This is a genomic window from Novosphingobium sp. BL-A-41-Hi4B-X5A (assembly GCF_055521705.1).
This window is the reverse complement of the sequence record NZ_CM145500.1, coordinates 2,243,713-2,270,354: the sequence shown is the minus strand read 5'-3', so window position 1 is coordinate 2,270,354 and position 26,642 is coordinate 2,243,713. Positions and strand designations below refer to the sequence as shown.

The 26,642-nt window shown below is 65.0% G+C and carries 22 protein-coding genes; 13 read left to right on the top strand and 9 right to left on the bottom strand.

Annotation, left to right across the window (positions count from 1 at the left end; all coding sequences use genetic code 11):
- Positions 1 to 60: 60 nt before the first annotated feature.
- The 3 genes from ACZ1JY_RS11005 to ACZ1JY_RS10995 all read right to left on the bottom strand — a co-directional run bounded on the left by ACZ1JY_RS11005 (position 61) and on the right by ACZ1JY_RS10995 (position 4,413).
- Entirely contained in the window at positions 61 to 822 is a 762-nt protein-coding gene (locus ACZ1JY_RS11005; RefSeq protein WP_465129284.1) for a LytR/AlgR family response regulator transcription factor, read from the bottom strand.
- 11 nt (positions 823 to 833) lie between these two features.
- Entirely contained in the window at positions 834 to 2,738 is a 1,905-nt protein-coding gene (locus ACZ1JY_RS11000; protein WP_465129283.1) for a histidine kinase, read from the bottom strand.
- A 151-nt stretch (positions 2,739 to 2,889) separates the two neighbouring features.
- Entirely contained in the window at positions 2,890 to 4,413 is a 1,524-nt protein-coding gene (locus tag ACZ1JY_RS10995) for a fumarate hydratase (RefSeq protein ID WP_465129282.1), read from the bottom strand.
- 165 nt (positions 4,414 to 4,578) lie between these two features.
- On the opposite strand from ACZ1JY_RS10995, the gene ACZ1JY_RS10990 reads away from it, so the two are divergent.
- Genes ACZ1JY_RS10990 through ACZ1JY_RS10970 form a run of 5 tightly spaced genes read left to right on the top strand, consistent with a single transcriptional unit; the run spans position 4,579 to position 9,659 of the window.
- Complete coding sequence (locus tag ACZ1JY_RS10990; RefSeq protein ID WP_168904023.1) at positions 4,579 to 5,172, top strand: protein-L-isoaspartate O-methyltransferase family protein; 594 nt, start codon at positions 4,579 to 4,581, stop codon at positions 5,170 to 5,172.
- A complete protein-coding gene (locus ACZ1JY_RS10985) occupies positions 5,160 to 6,632 on the top strand; it encodes a TolC family outer membrane protein (protein WP_465129281.1) in 1,473 nt (490 codons plus the stop codon). Before ACZ1JY_RS10990 ends, ACZ1JY_RS10985 begins: the two co-directional genes overlap by 13 nt.
- A gap of 41 nt (positions 6,633 to 6,673) precedes the next feature.
- Complete coding sequence (locus ACZ1JY_RS10980) at positions 6,674 to 7,084, top strand: DUF2497 domain-containing protein (protein ID WP_118072753.1); 411 nt, start codon at positions 6,674 to 6,676, stop codon at positions 7,082 to 7,084.
- A gap of 44 nt (positions 7,085 to 7,128) precedes the next feature.
- The gene (locus tag ACZ1JY_RS10975) at positions 7,129 to 9,276 is read left to right on the top strand and encodes a S9 family peptidase (protein WP_465129280.1); all 2,148 of its coding nucleotides are present in this window, start codon (positions 7,129 to 7,131) and stop codon (positions 9,274 to 9,276) included.
- Positions 9,273 to 9,659: a (2Fe-2S) ferredoxin domain-containing protein gene (locus ACZ1JY_RS10970; RefSeq protein WP_118072755.1), complete on the top strand. Its 387-nt coding sequence runs from the start codon at positions 9,273 to 9,275 to the stop codon at positions 9,657 to 9,659. Before ACZ1JY_RS10975 ends, ACZ1JY_RS10970 begins: the two co-directional genes overlap by 4 nt.
- On the opposite strand, the gene ACZ1JY_RS10965 is transcribed toward ACZ1JY_RS10970, so the two are convergent.
- Together ACZ1JY_RS10965 and ACZ1JY_RS10960 are read right to left on the bottom strand one after the other, a co-directional pair.
- Positions 9,628 to 10,509, bottom strand: a complete 882-nt coding sequence (locus tag ACZ1JY_RS10965; protein WP_168904026.1) for an NAD(P)H-hydrate dehydratase — start codon at positions 10,507 to 10,509, stop codon at positions 9,628 to 9,630. The genes ACZ1JY_RS10970 and ACZ1JY_RS10965 overlap by 32 nt on opposite strands.
- A complete protein-coding gene (locus ACZ1JY_RS10960; RefSeq protein WP_465129279.1) occupies positions 10,502 to 11,293 on the bottom strand; it encodes a histidine phosphatase family protein in 792 nt (263 codons plus the stop codon). Before ACZ1JY_RS10960 ends, ACZ1JY_RS10965 begins: the two co-directional genes overlap by 8 nt.
- 97 nt (positions 11,294 to 11,390) lie before the next feature.
- Here ACZ1JY_RS10960 and ACZ1JY_RS10955 point away from each other — a divergent pair, with 97 nt between their 5' ends.
- Positions 11,391 to 11,897 (top strand): hemerythrin domain-containing protein, encoded by a 507-nt coding sequence (locus tag ACZ1JY_RS10955; RefSeq protein WP_168904028.1) that lies wholly within the window; start codon positions 11,391 to 11,393, stop codon positions 11,895 to 11,897.
- Here ACZ1JY_RS10955 and ACZ1JY_RS10950 read toward each other — a convergent pair.
- On the bottom strand, positions 11,882 to 12,550 hold the full coding sequence (locus ACZ1JY_RS10950; RefSeq protein WP_465129278.1) for a GntR family transcriptional regulator: 669 nt from the start codon (positions 12,548 to 12,550) through the stop codon (positions 11,882 to 11,884). The two genes, ACZ1JY_RS10955 and ACZ1JY_RS10950, sit on opposite strands and share 16 nt — an antisense overlap.
- Before the next feature lie 69 nt (positions 12,551 to 12,619).
- On the bottom strand, positions 12,620 to 15,160 hold the full coding sequence (locus ACZ1JY_RS10945; protein ID WP_465129277.1) for a TonB-dependent receptor: 2,541 nt from the start codon (positions 15,158 to 15,160) through the stop codon (positions 12,620 to 12,622).
- Positions 15,161 to 15,443: 283 nt separating this feature from the next.
- Between ACZ1JY_RS10945 and ACZ1JY_RS10940 the strand changes: the two genes are divergently transcribed.
- The 4 genes from ACZ1JY_RS10940 to ACZ1JY_RS10925 are packed head-to-tail and all read left to right on the top strand — an operon-like array spanning position 15,444 to position 21,532.
- A complete protein-coding gene (locus ACZ1JY_RS10940; protein WP_465129276.1) occupies positions 15,444 to 16,358 on the top strand; it encodes a hydroxymethylglutaryl-CoA lyase in 915 nt (304 codons plus the stop codon).
- A gap of 7 nt (positions 16,359 to 16,365) precedes the next feature.
- On the top strand, positions 16,366 to 18,414 hold the full coding sequence (locus ACZ1JY_RS10935; protein WP_465129275.1) for a hydantoinase/oxoprolinase family protein: 2,049 nt from the start codon (positions 16,366 to 16,368) through the stop codon (positions 18,412 to 18,414).
- A 17-nt stretch (positions 18,415 to 18,431) separates the two neighbouring features.
- Positions 18,432 to 20,318 (top strand): hydantoinase B/oxoprolinase family protein, encoded by a 1,887-nt coding sequence (locus tag ACZ1JY_RS10930; protein WP_465129274.1) that lies wholly within the window; start codon positions 18,432 to 18,434, stop codon positions 20,316 to 20,318.
- On the top strand, positions 20,315 to 21,532 hold the full coding sequence (locus ACZ1JY_RS10925) for a CaiB/BaiF CoA transferase family protein (RefSeq protein WP_465129273.1): 1,218 nt from the start codon (positions 20,315 to 20,317) through the stop codon (positions 21,530 to 21,532). The genes ACZ1JY_RS10930 and ACZ1JY_RS10925 overlap by 4 nt, the downstream gene beginning before the upstream one ends.
- A gap of 16 nt (positions 21,533 to 21,548) precedes the next feature.
- Here the strand turns inward: ACZ1JY_RS10925 and ACZ1JY_RS10920 are convergent, their stop codons facing one another.
- Together ACZ1JY_RS10920 and purD are read right to left on the bottom strand one after the other, a co-directional pair.
- The gene (locus tag ACZ1JY_RS10920; RefSeq protein WP_465129272.1) at positions 21,549 to 22,511 is read right to left on the bottom strand and encodes a sugar phosphate isomerase/epimerase family protein; all 963 of its coding nucleotides are present in this window, start codon (positions 22,509 to 22,511) and stop codon (positions 21,549 to 21,551) included.
- 101 nt (positions 22,512 to 22,612) lie between these two features.
- Positions 22,613 to 23,899 carry a phosphoribosylamine--glycine ligase gene (purD, locus tag ACZ1JY_RS10915; RefSeq protein ID WP_118072763.1) on the bottom strand — a complete coding sequence of 429 codons (1,287 nt, stop codon included), beginning with the start codon at positions 23,897 to 23,899 and terminating at the stop codon, positions 22,613 to 22,615.
- Here purD and xseA point away from each other — a divergent pair.
- The 3 genes from xseA to ACZ1JY_RS10900 are packed head-to-tail and all read left to right on the top strand — an operon-like array spanning position 23,898 to position 26,456.
- A complete protein-coding gene (xseA, locus tag ACZ1JY_RS10910) occupies positions 23,898 to 25,376 on the top strand; it encodes an exodeoxyribonuclease VII large subunit (protein WP_465129271.1) in 1,479 nt (492 codons plus the stop codon). The genes purD and xseA overlap by 2 nt on opposite strands.
- 26 nt (positions 25,377 to 25,402) lie before the next feature.
- Positions 25,403 to 25,603 (top strand): DUF2093 domain-containing protein, encoded by a 201-nt coding sequence (locus ACZ1JY_RS10905; protein WP_118072765.1) that lies wholly within the window; start codon positions 25,403 to 25,405, stop codon positions 25,601 to 25,603.
- Between the two features lie 10 nt (positions 25,604 to 25,613).
- Positions 25,614 to 26,456: a M23 family metallopeptidase gene (locus tag ACZ1JY_RS10900; RefSeq protein WP_168904035.1), complete on the top strand. Its 843-nt coding sequence runs from the start codon at positions 25,614 to 25,616 to the stop codon at positions 26,454 to 26,456.
- Positions 26,457 to 26,642 lie beyond the last annotated feature (186 nt).

Below are 26,642 nucleotides of genomic sequence, written 5' to 3'. Positions count from 1 at the left end.
CAAGGCCTGACCACGAGGGGCCTTCGACAGGCTCAGTCTGAGCGGGCTCTGTGGGGGGTGTTATCGTCCCGCCATGGCCTTGACCCGCGCGAGGTAGGTACGGCCGATGCGCTGTACCGAACCGTCGGCCAGTTCGGCGGACCACACGCCAAGACCATCGTGCTTGAGTCCGGCAATCCGGTCGCGCCGCACGATGGTCGAGCGGTGGAGTCGGATGAACTGCTCGGGGTCCAGCCGTGCTTCAAGCCCGGCGATGGTGTGCAGCATCATGTAGCTGCGGCCCCCGCTTTGACCCGATCCGTTCTGATGCCCGACATGCAGGCGGACGTAATCGCGTTCCGCATCGATGCGTTCGAGGTCCGAGGCGGCAACGCGAATCAGCTCCGAGCGGTGTGGCACCCAGAACTCCTCGATCCACTCGCTTTGCGGTTTTTCGGGCGTCAGGGCAGCTTCGGTCGACGTGCTGCGGCGCGCTTGTGCGCGCTCCACCGCCCGCTCCAGCCGTTCCTGCGCGACAGGTTTGAGCACGTAGTCCACCGCATCGCAATCGAACGCCTCGACCGCAAAATCATCATGGGCAGTAACGAATACGACGGCAGGCCGGTTGGCCTGTCCTGCAAGCGCCCGCGCGACGCCGAGCCCGTCAACCTCGGGCATGGTCATGTCGAGCAGGACAAGATCGGGATTGAGCGCTTCGATCAGGCGCAGGGCCGCGGCGCCATCGCTGGCCGTCCCCACCACCTGCAATGCAGGTATCCGCGCGCACAGGATCTGCATCCGCTCGACAGCCAGCGGTTCATCGTCAACAATCAGCGTGCGCAACTCAAGTCCCCTCAGCACTCGTTCCGGACGACCGGCATGGTCAGTACCGTTGCATAGCCGCCAGCGGGAAGCGGCCCGCTTTCCACGCCGGCTCCATCCTCGCCGAAGCGGGCGGCGAGACGGCTTCTGACATTGGCGATGCCGATGCCGGTACCACCATTGGCAAAGCCCTCGCCAGGTCCGTCATCCGCTACCGTCAGGATCAGAAAGCCCCCCGCCTCGCGGGCAGTGATGCGAATGGTCACGGGCCGGATCGTGGTGGAGACTGCATACTTGATCGAATTTTCGACCAGCGGCTGCAGGATCATGCCGGGCACGCAGGCGGTCATCAGATCGTCCGGAATGTCGAACTCGCAGCGCAGGCGTTCGGGAAAGCGCACTGCCTCGATGTCGAGGTAATGGCGCTGCAAGGCGATTTCGTCCTCCAGCGGCATGTCTGCCGTGGGATCGCCGGCAAGGCTGTGGCGATAGAAACGCGAGATTGACTGGATCATCCGCTCGGCCTGTTCGGTTCGTCCGACCATGACCAAAGCCGACAAGGAATTCAACGTGTTGAACAGGAAGTGCGGGTTGACCTGATAACGCAGGGAACGAAGCTCGGCCGCCTTTGCCGCGCGGGCATATTGCCCCTCGCGATACTCCGCCGCGCGCAACTGTTCGCCATTGCCGAGCGCCAGGTAGAGCGCGGCCCACGCAATCAGCAGGAAGTAGCGCCCCAGCGCGACATCGGTGAGCTGTCGCCACAGCCCCTCGTTCTCGACCGTTTGCCGGATGATGGTGACGTGATCGGGGCCGCGCAGGTCCTCTGTGACAATCGCTGACGCGCTGGGCTGCGGCGTGTCTGCGTCATTCTTTGCCGCTTCAGCCCTGCCTGACTCATCCCTAGCTGATGCCGCTTTCCGCTGCTCCGCCGCCGTCCGGGCTGCGGCGACCTCACGGGCCCGCACGGCCTGTGCCTTCTCCAGCGCCAGCTTGCGCGCCGCCTGCGCCTTCCTGAGAGCCTTGTCTGCCTCGCGGCGGGCCGTTTCGCGGATCTTTTCCCGTTCCGCGGCGGACAGCATCGGTGGGACTGGCGGTGCCGGGGGCGCCGCTGATGCCGCCGATGCCGGCGGTTCTACAGCATCGCCGATGCTTTCGACGTCGCCGTCCTCGTCGACGGTATAGACCTTGCCCCCGGTCCGCACTTCCGAGCGGCCATCGGCATATTGGCGGACGAACAGGCCGGGCTGTGAAATGACCATGCTGCCATCGGCGTCCTGCTTGATGCCGAAGTTCTTGAGCGCCTGAATCGTCGCTTCGTCGCCGACCTTGCGCAGCTCGGCAATGTCTTCTGCGCTGAGCAGAGGCTCCATCGATGGAGCAGCCTTGGGAGCTGGCGGGTTCTCTGGCGGAGGCGGAGGTTCAGGCAAGTCGGGTTCAGGTGGTGCCGGAGGAATGAACCCCTCGTCCAGCACATCGACAAGGACGTTGCCCGCCATGTCGTGGCGGATCTTCACGCCCGGCTTCCCTTGACCGGTGGTCACGGTGGTTTGGGTCGAGGTTGTGGTGCGGGGCTCGCCCTGATCAGTGCTGATCCGTTCGATCATGCGCTTTTCGACCGGCGCGAAAGCCCACTGGTTGACCGCCGCCAGAGCAAGCGCCGCTGGAAGCATGATCACCAGCGCTGCGGCCACCCGCGTGGCCAGAGGGCGAGCGTCGAACCGGCGCAGCAGCGGCCAGCAGGCGACCGTCACCACAATCCCCGCCGCCGTCACCAGTGCACGCCGCCAAAGCAGATCGGTAAAGTCACCCAGCTCCACCACCAGCCCGCGCACGGTGATCAACAGGAAGTAGCACAGCCACAGCGCCGCAGCCGACAGGATCACCTGCCGGGCCGGAACGCGCGGGATACCGGGATCGATTTGCGACGACGTCATCCCGTCGACCCTAAACGCGAACCGCCCGACGCGCCATAACGGCGGTCGGGCGGCAAATGTCGTTCATGGAATTTATCGGGTGCGCCTCTGACATCCGTCAGAGGCTTGCGGCACCGGCCCGCTCCCCCGCCCGGATGGGCTTTCCTCCCCCTCAAACAGGCAGGAGTTTCTCGTCCGCGATCTTCTTCTTCCAGACGAGCGGGGCAGCCTGGTGGACGTTCTCGCCCGAGCTGTCGACCGCGACGGTTACCGGCATGTCCTCGACGGTAAATTCGTAGATCGCTTCCATGCCCAAGTCCTCGAACCCGACGACCTTGGCCTCCTTGATCGCGCGCGCAACGAGGTAGGCCGCGCCTCCGACTGCCATCAGGTAGGCGCTCTTGTGCTCGGCGATCGACTTCGTCGCGGCGGGGCCACGCTCAGCCTTGCCGACGCTGGCCAGAAGGCCGAGGTCGAGCATGGTGTCCGAGAAGCTGTCCATGCGCGTGGCAGTGGTCGGGCCGGCCGGGCCGACGACTTCATCGCGCACCGGATCGACCGGGCCGACGTAGTAGATCACGCGGCCCTTGAAATCGACCGGCAACTCCTCACCCTTGGCGAGCATGTCCTTGATGCGCTTGTGCGCGGCATCGCGGCCAGTCAGCATCTTGCCGTTGAGCAGCAGGCGATCGCCCGCCTTCCAGCCTTCGACCTCCGCCTGGGTCAGGCTATCGAGATTGACGCGCTTGGCGGCCGAATCCGGCGCCCAGTGGACCTGCGGCCATTCGTCGAGCTTGGGGCGTTCAAGGTAGCTCGGGCCGGAACCGTCGAGCGTGAAGTGCGCGTGGCGCGTGGCGGCGCAGTTGGGGATCATCGCCACCGGCTTGCCCGCGGCATGGCACGGCGCGTCCATGATCTTGACGTCGAGGATGGTCGACAGACCGCCAAGGCCCTGTGCGCCGATGCCGAGCGCGTTGACCTTATCGAAGATTTCGATGCGCATGCGCTCGATATCGGTCTGGGGGCCGCGCTGCTTGAGCTGGGCCATGTCGATCGGTTCCATCAGCGCCTTCTTGGCGAGCAGCACGCAGTGTTCTGCCGTGCCGCCGATGCCGATGCCGAGCATGCCCGGCGGGCACCAGCCTGCGCCCATCTGTGGCAGCATCTCGATCACCCAGTCGACGATGTTCTCCGACGGGTTCATCATCTTGAACTTCGACTTGTTTTCCGAGCCGCCGCCCTTGGCCGCGACGTCGACCGTGACCTTGTTGCCCTTGACCATCTCGACATGGAGCACGCAGGGCGTGTTGTCGCGGGTGTTGCGGCGGGTGAAGGCGGGGTCGGCCAGCACCGAGGCGCGCAGCTTGTTGTCGGGGTTGTTGTACGCGCGGCGCACGCCTTCATCGACGACGTCCTGCAGGCTCATGTCGGATTCGAGGCGGCAATCCTGGCCCCATTCGATGAACACATTGACGATGCCGGTGTCTTGGCAGATCGGGCGGTGGCCCTCGGCGCACATGCGGCTGTTGGTGAGGATCTGCGCGATCGCGTCCTTCGCCGCCGGGCCTTGTTCGGCCTTGTAGGCCTCGCCGAGCGCACGGATGTAGTCCATCGGGTGGAAGTAGCTGATGTACTGCAGCGCGTCCGCGACGCTATCGATAAGGTCCGCTTCCCGGATCGTGACCATTTCTGCCATGTTGCCGACTCCCTCCAGAGGCCTTGGTTGCGATGGGCGCATTACGCGGCAATTTGCGACAAGCAAATCCCTTGGAAACAGCAGATCGATAATCTACAGGCACTTGGCAACATTCAGGCTTCCCCGGGTGCGGGTGGAAGCCTCTAGCGGATATGAGGGTTTCGAATGACCGTGGTTGAAGATCGCCCGGCAGCGGATGAGATGCTGGTTGCCCGTCGTGCGATGATCGATAGCCAGCTTCGCGTAAGCGGCGTCAATTCGCCGGCAATCCTCAATGCTTTCAACGCCGTCCCGCGCGAGGACTTTGTCCCTGCCGAACGTCGCGCGGTTGCCTACATCGACCGGGCGGTTCCGCTGGGGGATGGGCGCTCGCTTTCCCCGGCGCTGACCTACGGCCAGATGCTCGAAGCGGCCCAGACCGCGCGCGAGGATGCCGTCCTCGTGATCTCGCCGAACGGCTACCTCGCCGCTCTGGTCGGACAGCTTGCCGACAGCGTGACCCGCGCCGAATCGCTGGCATCGGCTCAGGGCGGACCGTATTCGCTGATCCTGATCGATGGCGCCGCAGAAGTCCTGCCGGATTCGCTCGCCGGCTTGCTGGCCGATGATGGCCGGATCGTCACCGGCATCGCCGATCGCGGCGTCACCCGCCTCGCCATGGCCCGCAAGGCGCTGGGCAAGGTGGTGGCAACGCCGCTCGCCGAAGCCGATTTCGCGGTGCTGGCCGAGTTTGCCGCCCCGAAGAAATGGAGCTTCTGAGCCATATGGCGACGGGCAAGGCGCTACGCCTCATTCTGGCGGCCAGCGCCGCAAGCCTCGCTGTCACCCCCGCTCTGGCCGATGACCTGCGCGAGGCGCTGACCAGCGCCTACAGCACCAATCCCACGCTTCAGGCCGCCCGTGCGACCCAGCGGGCGACCGACGAAGGCGTGCCACTGGCCCGAGCGCGCGGTTTGCCGAGCCTGCAGGGGCAGGCCAGCTATACGAAAGTGCTGCGCGCCAACCCCAATTCGTTCCTGATCACCGACTGGTCGAACAGCATCGACCTGAGCCTCGGCGTGCCGGTCTATTCCGGCGGATCGGTGAAGAATTCGATCCGGGCCGCCAAGACCCGCGTCGAAGCCGGGCAGGAAGACTTGCGCGCGACCGAATCCGGCGTGTTTTCGCAAGTCGTTGCGGCCTACATGGATGTGATCCGCGATTCCGCGATCGTCGGGCTCAACAAGAGCAACGTCGAGGTTCTGGAAGTGAACCTCAAGGCCACCAGCGACCGCTTCGAGATCGGCGACGTGACCCGCACCGATGTGGCCCAGTCCAATTCCCGTCTGGCTCTTGCCCGTGGCGATCTGCGCACGGCACAGGCGAACCTCATCGCCAGCCGTGAGCGGTACATCCAGGTCGTCGGCAAGGCGCCGACCGATCTGCAGCCGCCGCCGCCGCTGCCGGGCCTGCCCGGCAACCCGGACGACGCTGTCGACTTCGCGCTTGAGAACAATCCCGATCTCATGGCCGCACGCGAACGCAGCAAGGCTGCTGCCTTTGACGTGAAGGTTGCCGACGCAGCAAAGCTGCCGACAGTATCGCTCTCCACGAACGGCAGCCGCCAGGCGTTCAAGGGCACTTTCCTCGGGTCCAATCAGACCCTGCAGCAGGCAAACACCACTGCGCAGGCCGGTGTCAGCGTCTCGATCCCGCTCTATCAGGGTGGCGGACCTGCCGCACAGACCCGGCAGGCGCAGGCGCGTGAATCGGCGACGCTCGAGCAGGAAATCGGCGTCGAACGCGAGGTTATCGCCACCGTTCGCTCGGCCTATGCGTCCTGGCTTGCCGCGAACGAGATCATCGCGATGAACCAGACCGCGGTCGATGCCGCAGCGCTGAGCCTTGAGGGCGTGCGGGCGGAGAACACCGTCGGCAATCGCACCATCCTCAACATCCTCGATGCCGAGCAGGAACTGCTGCGGGCGCAGGTGCAGCTCGTTGCGGCGCGGCGCAATGCCTATGTCGCCGGGTTCAACCTGTTGTCGGCAATGGGCAAAGCCGATGCCAATGACCTCGGCCTTGATGGCGGCGCGCTCTACGATCCGCAGGTCAACTATGACCGCGTCAAGGGCCGCTTCTGGGACTGGGATCGCGATCCCAAGCCTGCTGCGGTATCGACGCGCACCGTTGACACGCCCGCGCAGGATGCGACAATTCCGCCCTCGCCGCTTCCTTGAGAGAATCGGTGAAGCGGGGGCATTTGGGGGTACAAGTTGCGATGCGTCAGGCCGGTGAACCGTCCGTCGAGGAAATCCTCGAATCGATCAAGAAAGTGATCGCGCGCGACAACAAGGTCGAGGCGCAGGCACGCCTGCAGCCCAAGCCGGCCCCGCGTCCCGACGTGCTCGAACTGACCGACCCTGCCGAAGAGGACGAAGCCGAGCCCGCAGGCGGCCTGATTGCCGATGCGGCAGCAGCGTCGATGCGCGAATCGCTCGCGGCGCTTTCGATGCTGGCGCAGCCCGGCGTTGCGCCGCAGATCGTCCGCTCGGGCGAAACTTCGCTCGAAGGGCTGGTGCGCGAGATGCTCAAGCCGATGCTGGCCGAATGGCTCGACAAGAACCTGCCTGCCATGGTCGAGAAGATGGTCGCCGCCGAGATTGCGCGTATCGCCGGGAAGCGCGGCTGATTTTGCGGTTTGCGCCGTAGGCTTACGGCGCTAATCCGGTTTCCATGAAAACCAACTCGCTGTTGTGGGCGGCTGCTCCGCTCGCCTTCGCTTTCGCTGTTCCTGCCGTTGCAGAGCAGGCTGCGCCGTTCTCTCCGCAGGATCTGGTGACGCTTGGCCGCCTCGGCGGCACGGCAGTTTCGCCCGACGGCAAGTCCGCGGCGATCATCGTGACTCGCACTGATCCCGACACGCTCAAGCGCACGTCAGCGCTGCAACTCATTTCTCTCGACGGACGGGCGCAGGGCGCGCCGATCTGGCCGGGCGCCAGTGACCCGGCCTACGGGGCGGACGGAAGCCTCTATTTCCTCGCAAGCGCCCCTCCCGGCGTGGTCGCCGACGAAGATGCGAAGACGCAGGTCTACCGCATTCCCGCGAGCCCGAAAGCGGAGGCCGGGACGCCGCGCACCACACTGCTGGAGTTCCAGAAGGTCACCAACTTCAAGACCGACGTCGCCGGCTTCAAACTTTCCCCTGATGGCAAGCGCATTGCCGTGTGGGGCGATATCGCGCGGGATTGCCCCACCTTCGGCTGCGACAGCGACGGCAACACCGCCCTCCCCGGACCCGGCACAGGTCGCCACTACAAGGACGGTGCGGGCTTCGTTCGCCATTGGGATGCATGGGAAACGCCCGGCAACTACAGCCGTGTCTTTGCCTTCGATCTTGGCGCTGATGGGAAGGTCATCGGCGATGGCAAGGCTGCCGACGGCCCTGTGGGCACGCTGACCGGCGACAGCCCGGGCAAGCCCTTCGGTGGCGGCGAGGACGTCGCCTGGGCGGCGGATTCGCAGTCATTGTTCTTCGTCGCGCGGCAGGCCGACCGGAACGAGCCAACCTCGACCAATCTCGACATCTGGCAATCACGGCTGGACGGCGCGGCGCCGAAGAACCTGACGGAGGCCAACAAGGCCACCGACAATACCCCCGCCCCTTCGCCCGATGGCAAGTGGCTGGCCTATGCCGCGATGGCGCGCCCCGGTTACGAGGCGGACCGCCTGGTCGTCCACCTCATCAACCTGAAGACCGGCGAAAGGCGCGAACTGACCGGTGGGTGGGACCGCTCGGTCGCCTCGCTGACCTGGACGCCGGACAGCAAGGCGCTGATCGCGACGGCAGAGGACGTCCTGGATACGCCCGCCTTCCGCATCGATCCGATGAACGGCAAGGTCACCCGCCTCGTTCTCAACCCCGGCCGGGAAGGACACATCGGCAATGTCGTGCCGCTCAAGGACGGTCGCCTGGTCTACACTCGCGATTCGATCGATGCGCCGGCGGAACTGTTCGTGGGCAAGCCGGGCAAGGCTGGCATGCGGCTGACGGACGTTGCCACTTCAGCGCTGGCCCAGCGCGCTCCCGTGATGACGCAGCGCTTCAGCTTCAAGGGCGCGGATGGCGATACGGTCTGGGGCCAGATCACCAAGCCAAGCTGGATCAAGGGCAAGCTGCCGTCCGTCCTGTTCGTTCATGGGGGACCTCAGGGCTCGTATAACGACAGCTGGTCCAACCGCTGGAACCCGCGCGTCTGGGCAAGCCAGGGCTATGCAATCGTCTCGATCGATTTCCACGGCTCCACCGGATATGGCCAGGCCTTCACCGACGCCATCAACCGGCAGTGGGGCGGCAAGCCGCTGGAGGACCTGCAGAAGGGCTTTGCCGCCGCGATCGCGCTGGATGGACAGATCGATGGCGACAATGCCTGCGCGGCAGGGGCGTCCTACGGCGGCTACATGATGAACTGGATCGCCGGCAACTGGCCCGACCGGTTCAAGTGCCTTGTCCAGCATGACGGCGTGTTCGATGCCCGCGCCATGGCCTATGAAACCGAGGAACTGTGGTTTGACGAGTGGGAGCACGGCGGGCACCCTTACTACGAAGCGCCGGAAGAGTTCGAGAAGTGGAACCCGGTCAACCACGTTGCCAAGTGGAAAACGCCGATGCTGGTCATCACCGGCGAGAAGGACTTCCGCATTCCCTATACGCAGGGCCTCGCGGCATTTACGGCGCTGCAGCGCCGCGGCATCCCTTCCGAACTGCTGGTTTTCCCTGACGAGAACCACTGGGTGCTCAAGGCCAAGAACTCGTTGCAGTGGCATCAGACTTCGTTCAACTGGCTCGAACGCTGGTTGAAAAAGAATGGCAAGGCCGAATGATCCCTGATGCCGCCGAGATTGCTCTTGCTGAAATAGCCCTCGAAAAGCTCGGCGGTTTCAATCCGCAGCGCCATATCCTGCTGTGCGCCGGGCCGGAGAAGGACAAGTGCGCCCCGCGCGATGTCGGTGACGAGGCTTGGAACTACCTCAAGAAGCGCCTCGGCGAGCTGAAGCTGGGCGGGGCGCAGGGGGTGCTGCGCAACAAGGTCGGCTGCCTGCGCGTGTGCATGGTAGGGCCGGTGGCTGTCGTCTATCCGGACAACGTCTGGTATCATTCCTGCACCCCGCCGGTGCTGGAGCGGATCATCCAGGAGCATGTGATCGGCGGCGTACCGGTAGAAGACTACCGGCTCAAGCAGCCCGTTCCATCACCCGCGGAATGAAGCCGAGAAGCTCGCTGGCAAGGTAGCCCAGCGGGCCGATCGCCTCCGCGCACCGCCTGCCAGCCTCGCCATGCAGCCACACGGACCAGAGCGCGGCTTGCAACGGTTCTGCCCCGCGCGCCAGCAGGGCGGCAGCGATACCGGCCATGACATCGCCCGAGCCACCGGTGGCCAGCCCGACGTTCCCGCCGCTGTAGCTAAACAGCTCTCCGGTTGGCGCTGCAACCAGGCTGACTGCCCCCTTCAGCACGACTACCGACCCGAAGCGCTCGGCACATCGGGACACTGCGGCGGCGCGGTCCTGATTGATCGCGACTGCCTCCTCGCCCAGCAGCGCGGCGATCTCGCCGATGTGCGGGGTAAGGACAGCCGGTGAGTGTCGTTCGCGCAAGCGCCTGGCATGGTCGCAGATCGCCATCAGCGCCGCTGCGTCGAGCACCAGCGGCGTTTCGTCCGCCGCCCTCATCAGCCGACCGACGAGTGCCGAGGCCTGTTCCGCGCAGCTCATCGCCGGACCGAGAACGAGGCAATCGCTCTTGTCCACTTCGCCTTCCAGGTTCGCGCGGGAGGCGTCGATCTCACCCTTGGGGTCGGGCGCCAGCGGCAGGACCGCCACTTCCGGCATCAGTACGCCGATCATCATGGCGGTCGACTCGACGGTCGCGATGCGCACCTTGCCCGCGCCAGCGCGCAGGGCGGCCTCGGCGGTAAGGCGCACGCCGCCCGGGACCATGGTGCAACCGCCGACGACGAGCACGCGGCCGCGCGCATTCTTGTCGCTTTCCTCGTCCGGCTGCGGCAACGGATGCTTTCGCAACCACGCGCCGTCCAAAGTTTGCGCTTTAGCCACGGGCGGCCACCATGCGGTCGGGCTCGCGGGTCGCTTCAGTGCCTTCGCGGACCATCGGGGCGACCATGTTGTAATGCTCGAGCACCAGTTCCCCGTCGCCCTTGCCAGAGCTGTCGAGCCGGTATTGCGTGATCGCGCAGTTGGCGATGTCCCCGGCCTTGTCGATGGCAAGGATCTCCGCTTCCGAAAGATGCTCGATGATATAGCGCATGCACAGCACCACGACCTGGTGCGCCACGATCATCACCCTTTTGCCAGCGTAGTGCAGCGATACCGTGTCGAGCAGCGCGCGCAGGCGGAAGATCACGTCGACCCAACTTTCGCCGCCGGGCGGGCGATGGTAGAACTTGCCCAGCACGCGGCGGAACTCGGCCTGATCGGGCTGGAAGTGGTGGATGCCGCGCGTAGTCAGGCCATCGAGGATGCCGAACTCCTTTTCCCGCAGGCGTTCGTCGATGCAGATGCGCAAGTCGGGGGCACAGCCGCCAGCCTCGCGGAAGATCTCGGCAGTTTGCACGGCGCGGACATAGGGACTGGCCAGGATCACCTCCGGCCGCGCACCCTCTTCGCCACCGGCGAACCAGTGCCCAAGCGCGCGGGCTTGTTCGTGGCCGAGCGCGGAAAGCGGCACGTCCACATCGCGATGGTCGAGCGCAATGCGCAGGTCACCCGCGGCGTCAGCGGCGTCGCGCGCGACGTTGCCGGCGCTCTGGCCGTGACGGATCAGCCACAGCACCTCTGGCCAGCGTTCGTGCGGTTGCGGCAGTGTGCGATGTCCGGTCATGACAAGCCAAGCGCGAGGCGCAGAGGATGGTTCCGGAACATTCGCCGCACTTGGGGGATTGAGCGATCAATCGACTCATTTTCAAGGACTTAGACCCATGGCTCAAGCAAAGTTCACCGATGCCATTGCCCTGCTCAAGGCCGACCACCGCAATGTCGAGGCGCTGTTCGACAAGTTCGAGAGCGCCCGCTCGGACCGCAAGCAGGCGCTGGCCCTGCAGATCTGCAACGAGCTGAAGATCCACACCATCATCGAGGAGGAGATCTTCTACCCCGCGCTGAAGGGCAAGATCGAGGAAGAGACCTATACCGAGGCCTATGTCGAGCACGATGCGGCAAAGCTGCTGATCAACGACATCATGGCCACGTCGCCCGAGGACGAGTTCTTCGATGCCAAGGTCAAGGTGCTGAGCGAAGAGATCAAGCACCACGTCCACGAAGAGGAAGCCCGCTCGGAAGGCATGTTCTCGCAAGCCCGTGACGCCGGGCTCGACATGGTCGCACTGCGCGATGCGATGATGGCGCGCAAGCAGGAGCTGATGGCCCAGGCCAAGACCGAAGCCCTGCCCCAGGCTGAACTGCGCGTGCTTCAGGCCTCGGCCTGAGCAGCCTCGCTGCCCTGCCGCATCGTGCGGTAGGCGTTGGCCGCGCGCCGGATATGCGTGTTTGCCAACGCGCCCGCCCAATCCTCGTCACGCATTTCGAATGCGCTGACGAGGTCACGGTGGTCGCGCTGGCTCTGCTCCATGTCCGCCCGGCTGTACTGTTCTGCCGTGCGGTGGACGACGATCTGGCTGACGACGAACTTCATTAGCTGCCCCAGACGGTCCGACTGCGCGGCTGCAAGGATGACCGCATGAAAGTGGCGGTTGCCCTCGACAAATCCGGAGACATCAGGTCCCGAAGGTGCGGCTATGGCATTGTCGATGAAATCGCAATGTGACTTGAGCTCGGCGATCTGCTCGTCGGTAATCATCCGCGCCGCGCGGGAAGCGCAGTGGCTTTCCAGCATGGCGCGAAGGGTGAACAACTCTTCCTCGTCCTCGTCGGACCAGACCGGCACGAAAACCCGGTTGGTGCCGGAACGTTGCAGCAGCATCTCGGCGACAAGTTCGGCGATAGCCTCGCGCACCGGGGTGCGGGATAATCCGCAGTATTGCGCGAATTCGTCCTCGGGCACGAATTGCCCGGCAGGGAAGTGCCCCGACAGGATCCCTGCGCGGATCTTGCGGTAGGCTTCCTGCGAGGCTTTGGACACGTATGCTCCTGTATCGTCCGGGGGAGCAGGTACAACCCGCTACCCGCCGGATCTATCCTGAAGCCCTGATCAGAACGAGGCGCCCACTTCAACCCCGATGAGACGACGCGCGCCCGGCGAGATGAAGGAACCCCCGAACTCGATCGCAGGAATTGCTTCGGCGATGTACTTCCGATCGAGCAGGTTGTCGGCGAACACCGCGATCCGATAGTTCGGCGTGGTGATTCCGGCGCGCAGGTTGAGCACGCCGAAGGCATCGCGCTTGGCGACGTCATAGCGGGCATTGCCGAACGACGGCGGCAGGAAGTTCAGCTGCGAAATCGGCAAGAGCCCTGAGAAGATCGTCGGGCGCTCCTGATCCTGCACCGAGTGGAACCACGTCGGACCGGTCACACGATAGTCGGCGCGGAACAGCAGCTTGGCATTGTCAGTCAGCGGCGCGGTGATTTCCGAACCCAGATTCAGCGTCCAATCGGCAGTATAGGGCGATTTGTTGCCGACGGTGTAGGGGCGCGAAGCGTTCTTCTTGATCTCGCTGTCGGTGACGTTGAACGAGCCGAACACCTTCCAGCCGTCGACGACCTTGCCGGTCAGGTTGATTTCAGCGCCCTTGATGTCCACGCGGTCAATGTTCGAGACCACGCGCAGCAGGCCGAAATCGCCGACGAAGAATTCGAAGAACTGCATGTCGGTGACGCGGGTGTAGTAGCCGGCAAGGTCATAGGTGATGCGGCCGTCGAACAGTTCGCCCTTTACACCGGCTTCGAAGGCGCTGGAGCGTTCCTTGCGGTACTGGTCGTTGATGGTCACGCCCGCATTGATCGTGCCCGGCGTGACACCGTTGTTGAAGCGTGTGTTGACCACGGCCGACGAGCCCTGGTTGTTGAAGCCACCCGATTTGAAGCCGATGCCCCAGTTAGCGTAGAGATTCAGCTGGTTGGTCGGGTGGAAGCTTAGGGTCACCTTGGGCTGGAGCTGCTTGAACGTGGCGTTCTGCGGCGTGAATGCTCCGAAGGCGAGGCCGGGATTGATCGGGCCACCGGTGAACGGATCGGTCGCGTTGGGCACGAGCGAGTTGGCGGCGCGATCCTCGATGTCATAGCGCAGGGCGATGCCGCCGGTGAATACGTCCGAAGGCTTCCACTCGGCCGAACCGAACGCCGCATAGACGTTGGTGCGGAACTTGTCGGCCAGCAGCAGTGAGGTCGGGTTCTTGGTGTCCGGCGCATTGTAAAGCTGCTTGATCACGCCCTGCCCCGTGTCGCCACCAAGGCTGACGCCAGTCTTGCGGTCGATGTGCAGGTAGTAGGCGCCGAGCTGCCACGTCAGCGGCCCATCGGCGTTCGACAGCAGGCGGATCTCGGTGCTGAAATCCTTCTGGTTGCGCAGCTGGTACTGGATGCCATCGCAGGTCGTTGGGCTATACGGCCCGAAGGTCGATCCGTTGGCAGGGGCAAACAGGAACGGCACGGGAAGCGCGCCGATCCCGCCGGGCTGGTTGACCGGATAGCCGGTAAGGGCCTGCGTGCTCGCAAAGCACTGGTTGACCGTGCTTGCCACGCGCGGATCGGTGTTCGAGATGTAGCGTGCGAAGTCAGCCGATGTTCCGTCAGCGACGAGGTCCTGCTTGACGTCCGAGTAGAGCGCCCAGGCGACCAGCTTCATGCCGTTGCCGAACTCCTGATCCAGCTTGACCGAGGCATCGAAGCTCTTCTGGTCGTTGGTGGCGCGAATGTTGTTGTAGAAGTTGAACGGGTGCTTGTTCACATCCTCGTAGAACGCAGGGTTTACCGCACCGAACTGCGGCAGGTGGAACGAGGCGTTGAAAGGAAGCGATGCGCCGTGGAACTCGGCATAACGCGCCTTGACATCAAGCTGGGTCGCAGTGCCCTTGCCGATCATCACCCGGCCATCGAGAGCCCAGTTCTCCTTGTCGTCGACGGTCTTGGAGTTGTTCAGGAACTTGTTGCGCCACCAGCCGTCGGTGGTGAAGTAATAACCCGAGGCGACGAAGCCGACGTTCTCGCCCAGCGGCCCGGCAATATGCGCAGTGGCTTCGTACGTCGCTTCGTTGGCGTAGGAGGCGCGCAGGCCGCCGGTAAGCGTGTCGGTGGGCTTCAGAGTCTGCAGCACGATCGCGCCGGCCGCGGCGTTGCGCCCATAGAGCGCGCCCTGCGGCCCCTTGAGAACTTCGACCTGCGACAGCGTGCCCTGCGGTTGGTTCAATTGCGCAGTGTTGGTCTTGAGTATGCCGTCGACCACCAGCGCAACCGAGCTTTCAGCGTCGCGCGCGCCGTTTATACCGCGGATGTTGATTTGCGTGTCGCCCGCTTCGGCCGTGCCGGTCACGATCGTGACGCCAGGCGTAAGCTGGGTAAAGTCCTCCGCCTTGACCGCGCCGGTGTTCTGCAACGCAGTAGCGGTGAGGACCGAGACCGAGGCAGGCACATCCTGCAGGCGCTCGTTCTGGCGGCGCGCCGTAACGATGATGCTATCGCCATCGTCAGCCGCCTGCGCGGCATCCTGTGGCGCTTCCTGGGCAAAGGACGGGGCGGCGCTGGCGATCAGGCCGAGCGCTGCAGTGTTCAATAGAAGACGGGTGGCACGCATTCTCAAACCTCCCTGTTGGTTCGATCACGTCTGGCTCGATCACGTTGCCGTGTTCTTGCGGCATTCGCTTTTGCGAGCGCACGGGCTTTCGCCCCCCTCTTGACGCTCGCTTCTCGGATAGGCAGCTTATTGTATACAAACTTGATCGGTCAAGGTGCATAGGAACCTGCACCTACGGGCAGGTTTCGGCAGTGACTGGAATGCCCGCACAGTAATATTGCATACGAAGAGAGGCCGTTTTGATGACTTCCGGCATGCCTACCAGCCGACCTGGAGAAGCAGCGTGAGCGCGCCTGCAATTTCGTTCGTCGAGGTCGGCCCGCGTGACGGGCTGCAGAACGAGAAGGCGATCGTGTCCACGGCGGACAAGCTCGAGCTGATCCGGCGCAGCATTGCCGCAGGCGCGCGCCGCATCGAGGTGACGAGCTTCGTCAATCCCCAGCGCGTGCCTCAGATGGCCGACGCCGAAGAGGTCTGCGCTGGCCTCCCGCAAACGGGCGACGTCAGCTTCATCGGCCTCGTCCTCAACGCCAAGGGTGCCGAGCGCGCCATTGCCACAGGCCGTCTGCACGAACTTGGCGCCGTCTGCGTTTCGACCGACGGTTTCGCTATCGCCAACCAGGGCCAGACCAGTGACGAATCGGTCGTGGCAGCAAAGGCCATCGTTGCCATGGCGAAGGACGCCGGGCTCAAGGGCCAGGCCACCATCGGCGCATCGTTCGGCTGCCCGTTCGAGGGCGAGGTTTCCGAAGACCGCGTCGTCGCCATGGCGGCCGCGTTGGCGGGGGCCGAACCCATCGAGGTGGCGCTGGCCGACACCATTGGCGTGGCCGACCCGGCCCACGTCTCGCGGCTGGTCCGGCGCGTGGTCGAGGCGGTTTCGCCGCTGCCGGTGCGGGTGCACTTCCACAACACCCGCGGCACTGGCATCGCCAATGTCTGGGCCGCTGTCGAAGCCGGCGCATCGGTGGTCGATGCCGCGATTGGTGGTCTGGGTGGCTGCCCCTTCGCGCCGGGCGCCGCAGGCAACGTGTCGAGCGAGGATGTCGTCTACATGCTCCACCGTGCAGGCGTGGAGACCGGCATGGACCTCGCCCTGCTGATCGAGGCCAATCGCTGGCTGTCCGGCGTGATGGCCCGCGAACTTCCCTCGATGGTGGCCAAGGCCCCGCCCTTCCCCAAGATCGTTCAGGAGTAATCGAGCAATGGGCTATCGCCTTGGCGTGGACGTTGGCGGCACTTTCACCGACCTCCTGCTGTTTGACACCTCGTCGAGCGCATTCTGGCGGCACAAGACGCCGTCGACCCCGCACGACAGTTCCGAGGGCATTCTGAACGGGGTGACCGCAATCTGTCAGAAGGCCGGGATCACGCCGGGCGACGTCGAATACTTCCTTCACGGCACCACGGTTGCGACCAACGCCGTGCTTGAAGGCAAGGGTTCACGCGTCGGCCTGGTGACGACCGAGGGCTATCGCCACATCATGCAGATCGCGCGCAGCTTCGTGCCGGGCGGGCTTGCTGGCTGGATCGTCTGGCCGAAGCCGCAACCGCTGGCAGCACTTGAGGATACCGTCACGATCAAGGGCCGGATGAGCGCCGAAGGCTTGGAAATCCGCCCGATCGACGATGCCGACATTCGCGCGCAACTGGGCGTGCTCAAGGACAATGGTGTCGAGGCGATCACAGTCAGCCTGATCAACGCCTATACCAACGGCACCCACGAGAAGCGCGTCGGCGAACTCGCCGCCGAAATCATGCCGGGCGTGCCGGTGTCGCTGAGCCACGAAGTCCTGCCCGAAATGCAGGAGTACGAGCGTACGCTGACCACCGTGGCCAATGCTGCGGTGCGCCCTGTCGTGGGCAAATACGTCTCCAACCTGCGCTCGCGCCTCGCCGAGGCGGGGATGAACGGCAAGCTTTCGCTGCTGCGCTCGGACGGCGGGTTGATGAGCGCGCAGAAGGCCGAGGAGCATCCGGTCAACATCCTGATGTCCGGCCCTGCCGGCGGCGTTACCGGCGCGATCTGGGTCGGCCGGAATGCCGGGATCAGGAACATCCTTACTCTCGACGTCGGCGGCACCAGCACCGACGTTGCCCTGATCGAGAATCTCGAAGCCCGCCGCCAGCGCACCACTGAAGTCGGCCACCTCTCCGTCCGCGCTTCGGCGCTCGACGTGAAGACGGTGGGCGCAGGCGGCGGATCGATCGCCTATGTTCCTGAGCTGACAAGAGCCCTTCGGGTCGGGCCGCAGAGCGCAGGAGCCGTGCCGGGGCCGGTCGCCTATGGAAAAGGCGGCACCTTGCCCACGGTGACCGATGCCAATGTCGTGCTAGGTTACTTGCCCGAGAACCTGCTCGGCGGCACGTTCAATCTTGATCGCGAGGGCGCCAAGAAGGCGGTGCAGACCATCGCCGACGCGCTAGGCATCGACCTGATGGCCGCCGCGCGCGGCATCATCGACATCGTCAACGAGAACATGTTCGGCGCGCTGCGCATGATCTCGGTGCAGCAGGGCTACGACCCGCGCGACTTCGCGCTGATGGGCTTCGGCGGCGCAGGGCCGCTCCACGTCAATGCCGTGGCCCGCCTGATGGGTTCCTGGCCGGCAATCTCGCCCGTCAGCCCCGGCGTGCTCTGCGCACTGGGCGATGCGACCACGCGGATGCGCACCGAAACCGCGCGCTCGTTCAGCCGCCTCGCCAGCCAGACCGAGGCGGCAGACCTCATCGCCATCCTCGACGAAATGGCCGCGCAGACCCGCGCCGAACTGCTGGCCGATGGCGTGCCCGAGGACGAGATCAGCACCGCCTTCGAAGTCGACGTGCGCTATGCCGGGCAAGCCTTCGAAGTGCCGCTGACGATCACGCCTGACGTCCTGAACGCCGATGGCATCGCCGGAATCCTCGCCCGCTTCGATGCCGAGCACAAGCGCCTGTTCACCTTCAACATGGACACCCCCCACGAGATCGTGAACCTGCGCGCCGTGGCCATGGGCCGCGCATTGGACCTGCCCGCAGCGGAACTCGAAAGGGGCGATGGCAACCCGATCGCTGCCAAGATGCGCGACCACACCTTGTGGATGGACGGGTGTGAACAGGCAGCGGTGATCTATGACCGCAGCAAACTGCGCGCCGGTGATGTGATCCCCGGCCCCGCCATCGTCTGCGAAATGGATTCGACGACGCTGATCGAAAGCGGCTGCGTCGGCACTGTCGATCATGTCGGCAACATCCTGATCAACCTGGCCTGAGAGAGGGAGCGCGAGACATGCCTGCAACCATCGTCCAGACCAACGACAAGCCCTTCGAGCGCGTCGCCATCGACCCGGTGACGCTCGACATCATCGAAAACGCCCTGCGCAACGCGCGCATCGAGATGGACGCGACGCTCGTGCGTACCGCGATGTCGCCCGGCATCCGCGAGCAGGGCGACGCCTTCCCGCTCATCGCCGATCACACCGGCAAGATGATCGTCGGCCAGTTCGGATCGTACATCGGCCCGTTCCTAGATGGCTATGACGGCACCGTCGAGGACGGCGACCTGATCTTCCTGTCCGACCCCTACTCGGTGCAGGGCGCCATCAGCCACTCGAACGACTGGCTGGTGCTGCTCCCCGTGTTCAAGGACGGCCGCCTGATCGCCTATACCTCGATGTTCGGCCACCAGTCCGACATCGGCGGCAAGGTCGTCGGCTCGATGCCGATCAACGCCCGCTCGATCTTCGAGGAAGGCGTGCGCATCCCGCCGGTGAAGATCTGGAAGAAGGGTGAATACAACGCCGACCTGATCCGCCTCGTCATGCACCAGACGCGCAAGCCCGACTGGTGCGCGGCGGACCTCAACGCGCTGATCGCGTCGTGCCGCGTCGCCGCGCGCCGCGTGATCGAGATGGCCGAGCGTTTCGGCGACGACGTCTATGTCTCAGCCACGCAGGAGCTACTGGCACGCAACCACCGCGCGATGAAGGCGCTGGTCGGCATGGCCATAGCCGAGGAGCCGGTCAGCTTCGAGGACTACATCTGCGACGACGGCATGGGCTTCGGGCCCTACAAGATCAAATGCACGATGTGGCGCGAGGGCGAGAAGGTCGTGCTCGATTTCGCAGGCACCGACCCGCAGTCAGTCGCCTCGATCAACTTCTTCCTCAACGAAAACATGTTCAAGATGTTCTTCGGCATCTACATGATCATGGTCTTCGACCCTCAGATCCTGTTCAACGACGGGTTCTACGACCTGATCGACGTGCGCATTCCGGAAGGCTCGCTGCTCAAGCCGAAGTTCCCGGCCGCGCTTTCAGGCCGCACCCATGCGCTGGGCCGCATCTTCGACATTCTCGGCGGTCTTCTCGGCCAGAAGACCCCGGAGTTCCTCAACGCCGCCGGCTTTTCTTCGAGCCCGCACCTGTTCTACGCGGGCAATGACGAGCGCCCTGGCAAGAACGGAGACTGGTTCCAGCTGTTCCAGATCGGCTTCGGCGGCATCCCCGGCCGCCCGATGGGCGATGGCCCCGATGGCCACTCGCTCTGGCCGGGCTTTACCAACGTGCCCAACGAATTCCTCGAGCGCTACTTCCCGATGGTGATCGAGCGCTACGAATGCGAGCCGGATTCAGGCGGCGCGGGCCTCCATCGCGGCGGCAACGGCATCCGCATGACCTACCGTTTCCTGTCCAAGGGCACAATCGCGATCCACGACGACCGCTGGTTCGTGCCTCCCTGGGGCGTCAACGGTGGCGAACCGGGCGCGCGGGCACGCAAGATCCTCGAAAAGCCCGACGGCACGCAGACCATCGTCGGCAACAAGGTCGAGGATCTCGAAGTGGAGGCCGGTGACGTGCTCCACTTCATCACATGGGGCGGCGGTGGCTGGGGCGACCCCCTTGCCCGCGATGCAGAACTGGTCGGCAAGGAAATCGTGCAGGGACTGGTCACGCCTGAAGGTGCGCGGGCTTATGGCGTGGTCGCCGATCACCGAGGAGCGGTCAATCTTGCCGAAACCGAAGCCTTGCGCGCGCGCCTGCGCGAGGAGCGGGGCGATCTTCCGCTGTTCAACTACGGTCCCGGCATCGAGATTCTGCGCGCCAATTGCGAAGCGGAAACTGGGCTACCCGCACCGATCCAACCCGAATGGCCGCTACTGGAGGCGGCAGAATGACCATGACAACTAGCAATCCTGCGCCCGCCAATCCCGGCCCCTTGCGCGACATTCGCGTGCTCGAACTCGGTCAGTTGCTCGCCGGCCCATTCTGCGGCCAGTTGCTGGGCGACATGGGCGCCGACGTCATCAAGGTCGAACCGCCCGTTACTGGCGATCCGATGCGTGACTGGGGCTTGGGCACGGAAAAGGTCCAATGGGAAGTGATCGCGCGGAACAAGCGCTCGGTCAGCGCAAACCTTCGCGTTCCCGAAGGCCAGGCTCTGGTCAAGCGCCTGATCGCCCACGCCGACGTACTCATCGAGAATTTCAAGCCGGGCACAATGGAGAAGTGGGGCCTTGGTCCGGACGTACTCCTTGCCGCAAAGCCCAACCTGATCATCGCCCGTATGTCGGGATACGGCCAGACCGGCCCCTATTCCAACCGCGCCGGTTTCGGCGGCATTGGCGAAGCTATGGGTGGCTGGCGCTACATCGTCGGCGAGCCCGACCGCGCGCCCAGCCGCATGGGTGTTTCCATTGGCGACACCCTCACGGCCACCTATGGCTGCATGGGCGTGTTGGCTGCATTGCACGAGCGCGAACGCACCGGGCGCGGGCAAGTGATCGACGCCGCGCTCTACGAATCCGTGTTGCAGGTCATGGAGGGCCTAGTCCCCGAATATGACCGCACCGGCTACATCCGCGAGCGCTCGGGCTCGGTCCTGAAGGGCATCGCCCCGTCCAACGTCTACAAGTGCAAGGACGGCGAGTTCATGATCGGCGCGAACAAGGATTCGCTGTGGAAACGCCTCGCCAATGCCATGGGCCGGCCCGAACTGGGCGACGATCCGCGCTATGCCACCCACCTTGCCCGCGGCGAGAACCAGGACGAATTGGACGAGCTGATCAATGACTGGACCCGAACGCTGACCATCGACGAGGTCGACGCGCTGATGATCGAGCATTCGATCCCGGCCGGCCGCGTCTATCGCGCGCCCGACATGCTGGCCGACCCGCACTTCCAGGCGCGCGAGGCGATCATCGAGGTCGAGACCGAGCGCTTTGGCCCGCTCAAGATGCAGTCAAGCTTCCCCAAGCTTTCGGCCACGCCCGGATCTGTGCGCCGTCCCGCGCCGTCAAAGGTCGGGCAGCACAATGCCGAAGTCTACGGCGAACTGCTTGGCCTTGGCGAAGTTGAGCTTGCGCAGATGGCAGAGCAGGGCGTCATCTGACGCCCTGCCTTTCGGCTTACTCGAAACCGATCTTCTTCATGTAGGCAGCGCTGCCGGCAATGGCGACCTTGAGGTCGTCGGCCCGGTCCTGCTCGACGAAGAAGTGCTCTACGCCAGAATTCTTCGCGGCCTCGATAATGCCCGCGATGTCGAGCGAGCCGTCCCCGAGCCAGGTCAGGTAAGGGAACAGCGCGATCCAGTCGGCCGGGGCGCCACCATCTCCGGCGAAGCGCTGCTGGCCCTTCATGTCCTTGAGGTGCATCATCCGGTAGCGGCCCTTGTACCGCGCCAGATAGGCCTTCGGATCGGCGCCACCGGCCGTGGTCCAGTAGGTATCCATCTCGAGGAACACGTGTTCGGGATCGGTCGCGTCCAGCAGCGTGTCGATCGGCACCTTGCCGTCCATCGGCGCAAAGCCATAACCGTGGTTGTGATAGGCAAAACGAACGCCGTTGCGCGTGGCGCTCTGGCCGATGTCATTGAAGACGTCGGCCATGCGCTTGTAATCGTCGAGAGTCTTGCGCTCTTCGGCCGGAATTGCCGGGAGCGTGACGTAAGTCGCGCCAAGAGCGCGCGCCGCGTCGGCCAGCTCACCCATCCGGGTCTGCAGCGTGAACAGATCGGTGTGCATCGAGGGCACGGTCATCCCGTGGGAATCGAACACGGCCTTGATCTGCGCCGTGCCAAGACCGAAGAACCCGCTCCCTGAAAAACCCAGCATCTTGGCCGTGTTCTTCCAGCCATCGATCTGGCGCTGGTCGCTGAAGGTATATGGGCCGTAGGTCTCGAGCTCGCGGTAGCCCAGCTTGGCCAGCAGGGCGATGGTTCCGGTAAAGTCCTCGCTCAACATCTTGGCCACGGACCACAACTGGATGCCGAAGCGGCGCTTGCTGTCGAGCGCCCGCAAGGGGGCATTGGCCAGTGCCAGCCCCGCCATCGTGGCAGTCCCGGCGGTGGTGAGGAAAGTGCGGCGGTTCATGCATCGGCTCCCGGTTCAGCGCACCTTGTCTCGCGCTGTCACAAGACTTTGCGCCCGCTTTGCCGATGCGGTCAAGACCTGTTCGGCAAAGACGGTTGTCGTCAGGCGCCCGCCTCTTCTCGCTCGATCTCGCGCCAGCCGATGTCGCGACGGCAGAAACCTTCCGGGAAGACGATCGCATCGACTGCGGCATAGGCCGCATCACGCGCGGCCTTCACGCTTGGCCCCTTTGCCGTCACATTCAGCACGCGCCCGCCGTTGGCCGAAAGCACACCCTCTGCCGAAAGCGCGGTGCCGGCGTGGAACACTTTCGCCCCGGTCGCCTCGGCGGCAGGGATGTGGTCGATCCGGCCACCCTTCTTCGGTGTGCCCGGATAGCCTTCCGCCGCCATGACCACGGTCATCGCCACCTCGCTGGAGAACCGCGGCGGCTGGATGCTCGACAGCTTGTTGTCGGCACAGGCCAGCAGCAGTTCCACGAGGTCGCTTTCCAGCCGCAGCATCAGCACCTGGCATTCGGGATCGCCAAAACGGGCATTGTATTCGATCAGCTTCGGCCCCTGCTCGGTCAGCATGAGTCCTGCATAGAGCACGCCGGAATAGGGCATGCCCTCGTCGGCCATGGCCTTCACCGTCGGCGCGATGATCTGCGAGAGCGCCTGCGCCTCGAGTTCGGGCGTCAGCACGCGCGCCGGGCTGTAAGCGCCCATCCCACCGGTATTGGGGCCGGTGTCGCCATCGCCGACGCGCTTGTGGTCCTGTGCCGATCCGAACGGCACGATCGTCGCTCCATCGGTCAGGGCGAAGAAGCTCGCCTCTTCCCCGGTGAGGAACTCCTCGACGACGACTTCGGCACCGGCAGAGCCGAAGGCGCCGTCGAACATGTCGTCAACCGCGGCCTCGGCCTCGGCCATCGTCATCGCCACGACGACGCCCTTGCCCGCAGCCAGGCCATCGGCCTTGATCACCACCGGCGCGCCAAAGTCCTTGAGCGCGGCGCGGGCTTCTTCCAGCGACTTCGCGCGGACGTAGCCTGCGGTGGGAATGTTCGCGCGGGCGCACAGATCCTTGGTAAAACCCTTGGACCCTTCAAGCTGCGCTGCGGCGCGACTGGGTCCGAACACCGAGAACCCCGCCCCGCGCAGCGAATCCGTCAGGCCATCGACCAGCGGCGCCTCCGGTCCCACCACGACAAGGCCGATGCGATTCGTCTCGCAGAAGGTCACCACGCTGGCATGGTCGGTCAGATCCAGCGCCACCAGTTCGGCGTTTTCCGCAATGCCGGGATTGCCGGGTGCCGCATAGAGCTTGTCGAGGAGCGGCGATTGGGCCAGTTTCCAGCTGAGGGCATGTTCGCGCCCACCCGATCCCAGCAGCAGGATATTCATGGCTTTCCCTTCCGCGCCTTTTGACGACGATAACAACGGCTCGGGCGGGCTCCTAGCGAGGGAATCGGCAGGCGACAACGCCCCGGCTCTCTCGATCTCCGAGATTTCGGCGCTGCTCAAGCGCACGGTAGAAGATCGCTTCGGCTTCGTGAGGGTCCGTGGCGAGCTTTCCGGCGTGAAGCGCGCCGCCTCGGGTCACCTCTACCTCTGCCTCAAGGACGAAAACGCGCGACTGGATGGCGTGATGTGGCGCGGCGGCGTGCAGCGCCTGAATTTCCGGCCCGAAGACGGCGTCGAGGTCGTCGCCACCGGGAAGTTGACGACCTACCCGGGCCGCTCGAACTACCAGATCGTGATCGAGCGCATGGAGATCGCGGGCGAAGGCGCGCTGCTTGCCCTGCTCGCCAAGCTCAAGGCGCGGCTCGAGGGCGAAGGGCTGTTCGATCCCGCGCGCAAGAAGCCCCTGCCCTTCCTGCCGCGCACCATCGGCGTTGTCACCTCGCCCACCGGCGCCGTGATCCGCGACATCCTCCACCGCCTGTCCGACCGCTTCCCCAGTCGCGTCATCGTCTGGCCGGTGCTGGTCCAGGGCCAGGGCGCGGCGGCGCAGGTCGCAAATGCCGTGCGCGGCTTCTCCGCGATGGAGCCCGGCGGACCAATCCCGCGCCCGGATCTCGTCATCGTCGCGCGCGGCGGCGGCTCGATCGAAGACCTGTGGTCGTTCAACGAGGAAGAGGTCGTCCGCGCCGTGGCGGACTGTACCATCCCGATCATCAGCGCGGTCGGCCACGAGACCGACACCACGCTATGCGATTTCGCCGCCGACTTGCGCGCACCGACACCAACCGCAGCAGCCGAACTTGCGGTGCCGGTACAGGCGGAGCTAGCCGCCTTCGTCGCCGATCTCAACGCCCGCCAGCGCCGCGCCCTTGCCCGCCAGCTTGCGCAGGCCAAGGAACGCCTCGAAGCCCGCAGCCAGCGCCTGCCCCAGCCGCAGGCACTCCTGCAGGGCCAAGCCCAGCGCGTCGACGATCTGGGCGAGCGCCTGCGCCGCGCCTTGGTCCACCGCACCGAAATCGCCGGATCGGTCCTCGCCCGCCACGCCGGAGCCCTGCGCCCTGCTCTACTGAGCGCACGGGTTACGCGCGAGCGCGAGCGGCTCGACGCCCGCCGCCTGCGCCCCGAAGTCCTGCTCCAGCGCATCGAACACGCGCGCGGCAAGATCGACGCGCTCGACCGGCTGCGCCGCTCGCTCGATCCCAAAGCCCCGCTCCAGCGCGGCTACGTGCTCGTTACTGCACCCGATGGCCACGTCGTCAGGACGCGCGAGGATGCACAGGCGCGTCCGGCGCTGCGGCTGGAATTCGCCGACGGCACGCTGGACGTCAGCACCGGTTCCGCTGCGCCCCCGCCCGCCCGGCCAGCTCCCAAACCGCGCCCGGCCGCACGGCCCGAGGGACAGCAGGAATTGTTCTGAGGCGGCATTGGGACTACATTGCCCTCATGCTGATGTCCCAATCCGGCCGCCTCGCGCGCCTTCACTACCTTCCCGGCTCGTTCCGCCAGCTTTCCGGCGGTGATCATGTCGTCTGCGCCGTTTCGGGTGAGCAGATCCCGCTCGATGCCCTGCGCTATTGGTGCGCGAAGCGGCAGGAGGCCTATGCCACCGCCGAAATCTCGACGCGCCGCCATCTCGAAGGCTGACAGGCACGCCATGCTCCTGCCACGGCGCGCATTCCTTGCCGGATTTGCCGCAGTGGCGGCGGGTGGCGCACGGGCCGTCGCCCCGATCAGCCCGCTGACGATCGAACCCGAAAGTCGCATCATGCAGGGCGGTTGGCTGCGGGGTCGCGTCCCGCATCAGTCGAATTCACTCAAGCTTGATGGCAAGCCGATCCCGTTCGCCAGCGATCGGACATTCCTGCTTGCCTTCGATCGCGATGCCGGCCCTCTCGCCCGCATCGAACTGACGCTGGAAAGTGGTCAGACATCCGTTCGCGAACTCGCCATCGCGCCCCGCGCCTGGCAGATCGAGCATATCAACGTAGCCCGCAAGCCCGGTGGCGTGACGAACGAGGACTACCTCCGCCTGCGCCGTGCCGAACTTGCCCGCATCGCTGCTGCCCGCGCGCTTGACACCGGCGCACAAGGCTGGCGGCAGCCTTTCATCCGTCCCGCACCAGGCCGGTTTTCCGGCCGCTTCGGCTCCCAGCGCATCTACAAGGGCGAACCGGCGGCCTATCACTCCGGGCTCGACATAGCCGGTGGCGCGGGCACGACCTACGTCGCTCCGGCCGATGGCGTGGTGACGCTTGCCGCGCAGAGCCCGTTCAGCCTTGAAGGCCGGCTCCTGATGCTCGACCATGGCATGGGCCTCAACAGTGCCTTTCTCCATGCCTCCGAACTTCTGGTGCGCGAAGGCGACAAGGTTGCCCAAGGCACGCCGCTGGGCCGAATCGGCGCCACCGGTCGAGCGACTGGACCGCACCTGCATTGGTCAATGAAATGGCAGGCCAGCCGGATCGACCCGCTGCTTTTTCTTCCTGACCAGACGTAAGCCGCATTCACGGCCCCTTGCGCAGGTAGCCCTCATCACCGGCGGTTCGTTTTCCTTTGGCGCCCGGTTGCCGATGGAACGAAGCGGCCATGGGGATTCTGGTATCAGCTGCAACGCCTTTTTCCCTAACTTCGCAGCGTTGTTTCACCCGAAACCGTCACCTTTGAAATTAATGACAAGTGAACC

Excerpts from the sequence above, each read along its gene's own strand:
- ACZ1JY_RS11000 (WP_465129283.1), bottom strand. The coding sequence starts at position 2,738 with ATGACGTCGTCGCAAATCGATCCCGGTATCCCGCGCGTTCCGGCCCGG.
- ACZ1JY_RS10995 (WP_465129282.1), bottom strand. The coding sequence starts at position 4,413 with ATGGCAGAAATGGTCACGATCCGGGAAGCGGACCTTATCGATAGCGTC.
- ACZ1JY_RS10990 (WP_168904023.1), top strand. The coding sequence starts at position 4,579 with ATGACCGTGGTTGAAGATCGCCCGGCAGCGGATGAGATGCTGGTTGCC.
- ACZ1JY_RS10985 (WP_465129281.1), top strand. The coding sequence starts at position 5,160 with ATGGAGCTTCTGAGCCATATGGCGACGGGCAAGGCGCTACGCCTCATT.
- ACZ1JY_RS10980 (WP_118072753.1), top strand. The coding sequence starts at position 6,674 with ATGCGTCAGGCCGGTGAACCGTCCGTCGAGGAAATCCTCGAATCGATC.
- ACZ1JY_RS10975 (WP_465129280.1), top strand. The coding sequence starts at position 7,129 with ATGAAAACCAACTCGCTGTTGTGGGCGGCTGCTCCGCTCGCCTTCGCT.
- ACZ1JY_RS10970 (WP_118072755.1), top strand. The coding sequence starts at position 9,273 with ATGATCCCTGATGCCGCCGAGATTGCTCTTGCTGAAATAGCCCTCGAA.
- ACZ1JY_RS10960 (WP_465129279.1), bottom strand. The coding sequence starts at position 11,293 with ATGACCGGACATCGCACACTGCCGCAACCGCACGAACGCTGGCCAGAG.
- ACZ1JY_RS10955 (WP_168904028.1), top strand. The coding sequence starts at position 11,391 with ATGGCTCAAGCAAAGTTCACCGATGCCATTGCCCTGCTCAAGGCCGAC.
- ACZ1JY_RS10945 (WP_465129277.1), bottom strand. The coding sequence starts at position 15,160 with ATGCGTGCCACCCGTCTTCTATTGAACACTGCAGCGCTCGGCCTGATC.
- ACZ1JY_RS10935 (WP_465129275.1), top strand. The coding sequence starts at position 16,366 with ATGGGCTATCGCCTTGGCGTGGACGTTGGCGGCACTTTCACCGACCTC.
- ACZ1JY_RS10930 (WP_465129274.1), top strand. The coding sequence starts at position 18,432 with ATGCCTGCAACCATCGTCCAGACCAACGACAAGCCCTTCGAGCGCGTC.
- ACZ1JY_RS10925 (WP_465129273.1), top strand. The coding sequence starts at position 20,315 with ATGACCATGACAACTAGCAATCCTGCGCCCGCCAATCCCGGCCCCTTG.
- ACZ1JY_RS10920 (WP_465129272.1), bottom strand. The coding sequence starts at position 22,511 with ATGAACCGCCGCACTTTCCTCACCACCGCCGGGACTGCCACGATGGCG.
- xseA (WP_465129271.1), top strand. The coding sequence starts at position 23,898 with ATGGCTTTCCCTTCCGCGCCTTTTGACGACGATAACAACGGCTCGGGC.
- purD (WP_118072763.1), bottom strand. The coding sequence starts at position 23,899 with ATGAATATCCTGCTGCTGGGATCGGGTGGGCGCGAACATGCCCTCAGC.
- ACZ1JY_RS10905 (WP_118072765.1), top strand. The coding sequence starts at position 25,403 with ATGCTGATGTCCCAATCCGGCCGCCTCGCGCGCCTTCACTACCTTCCC.
- ACZ1JY_RS10900 (WP_168904035.1), top strand. The coding sequence starts at position 25,614 with ATGCTCCTGCCACGGCGCGCATTCCTTGCCGGATTTGCCGCAGTGGCG.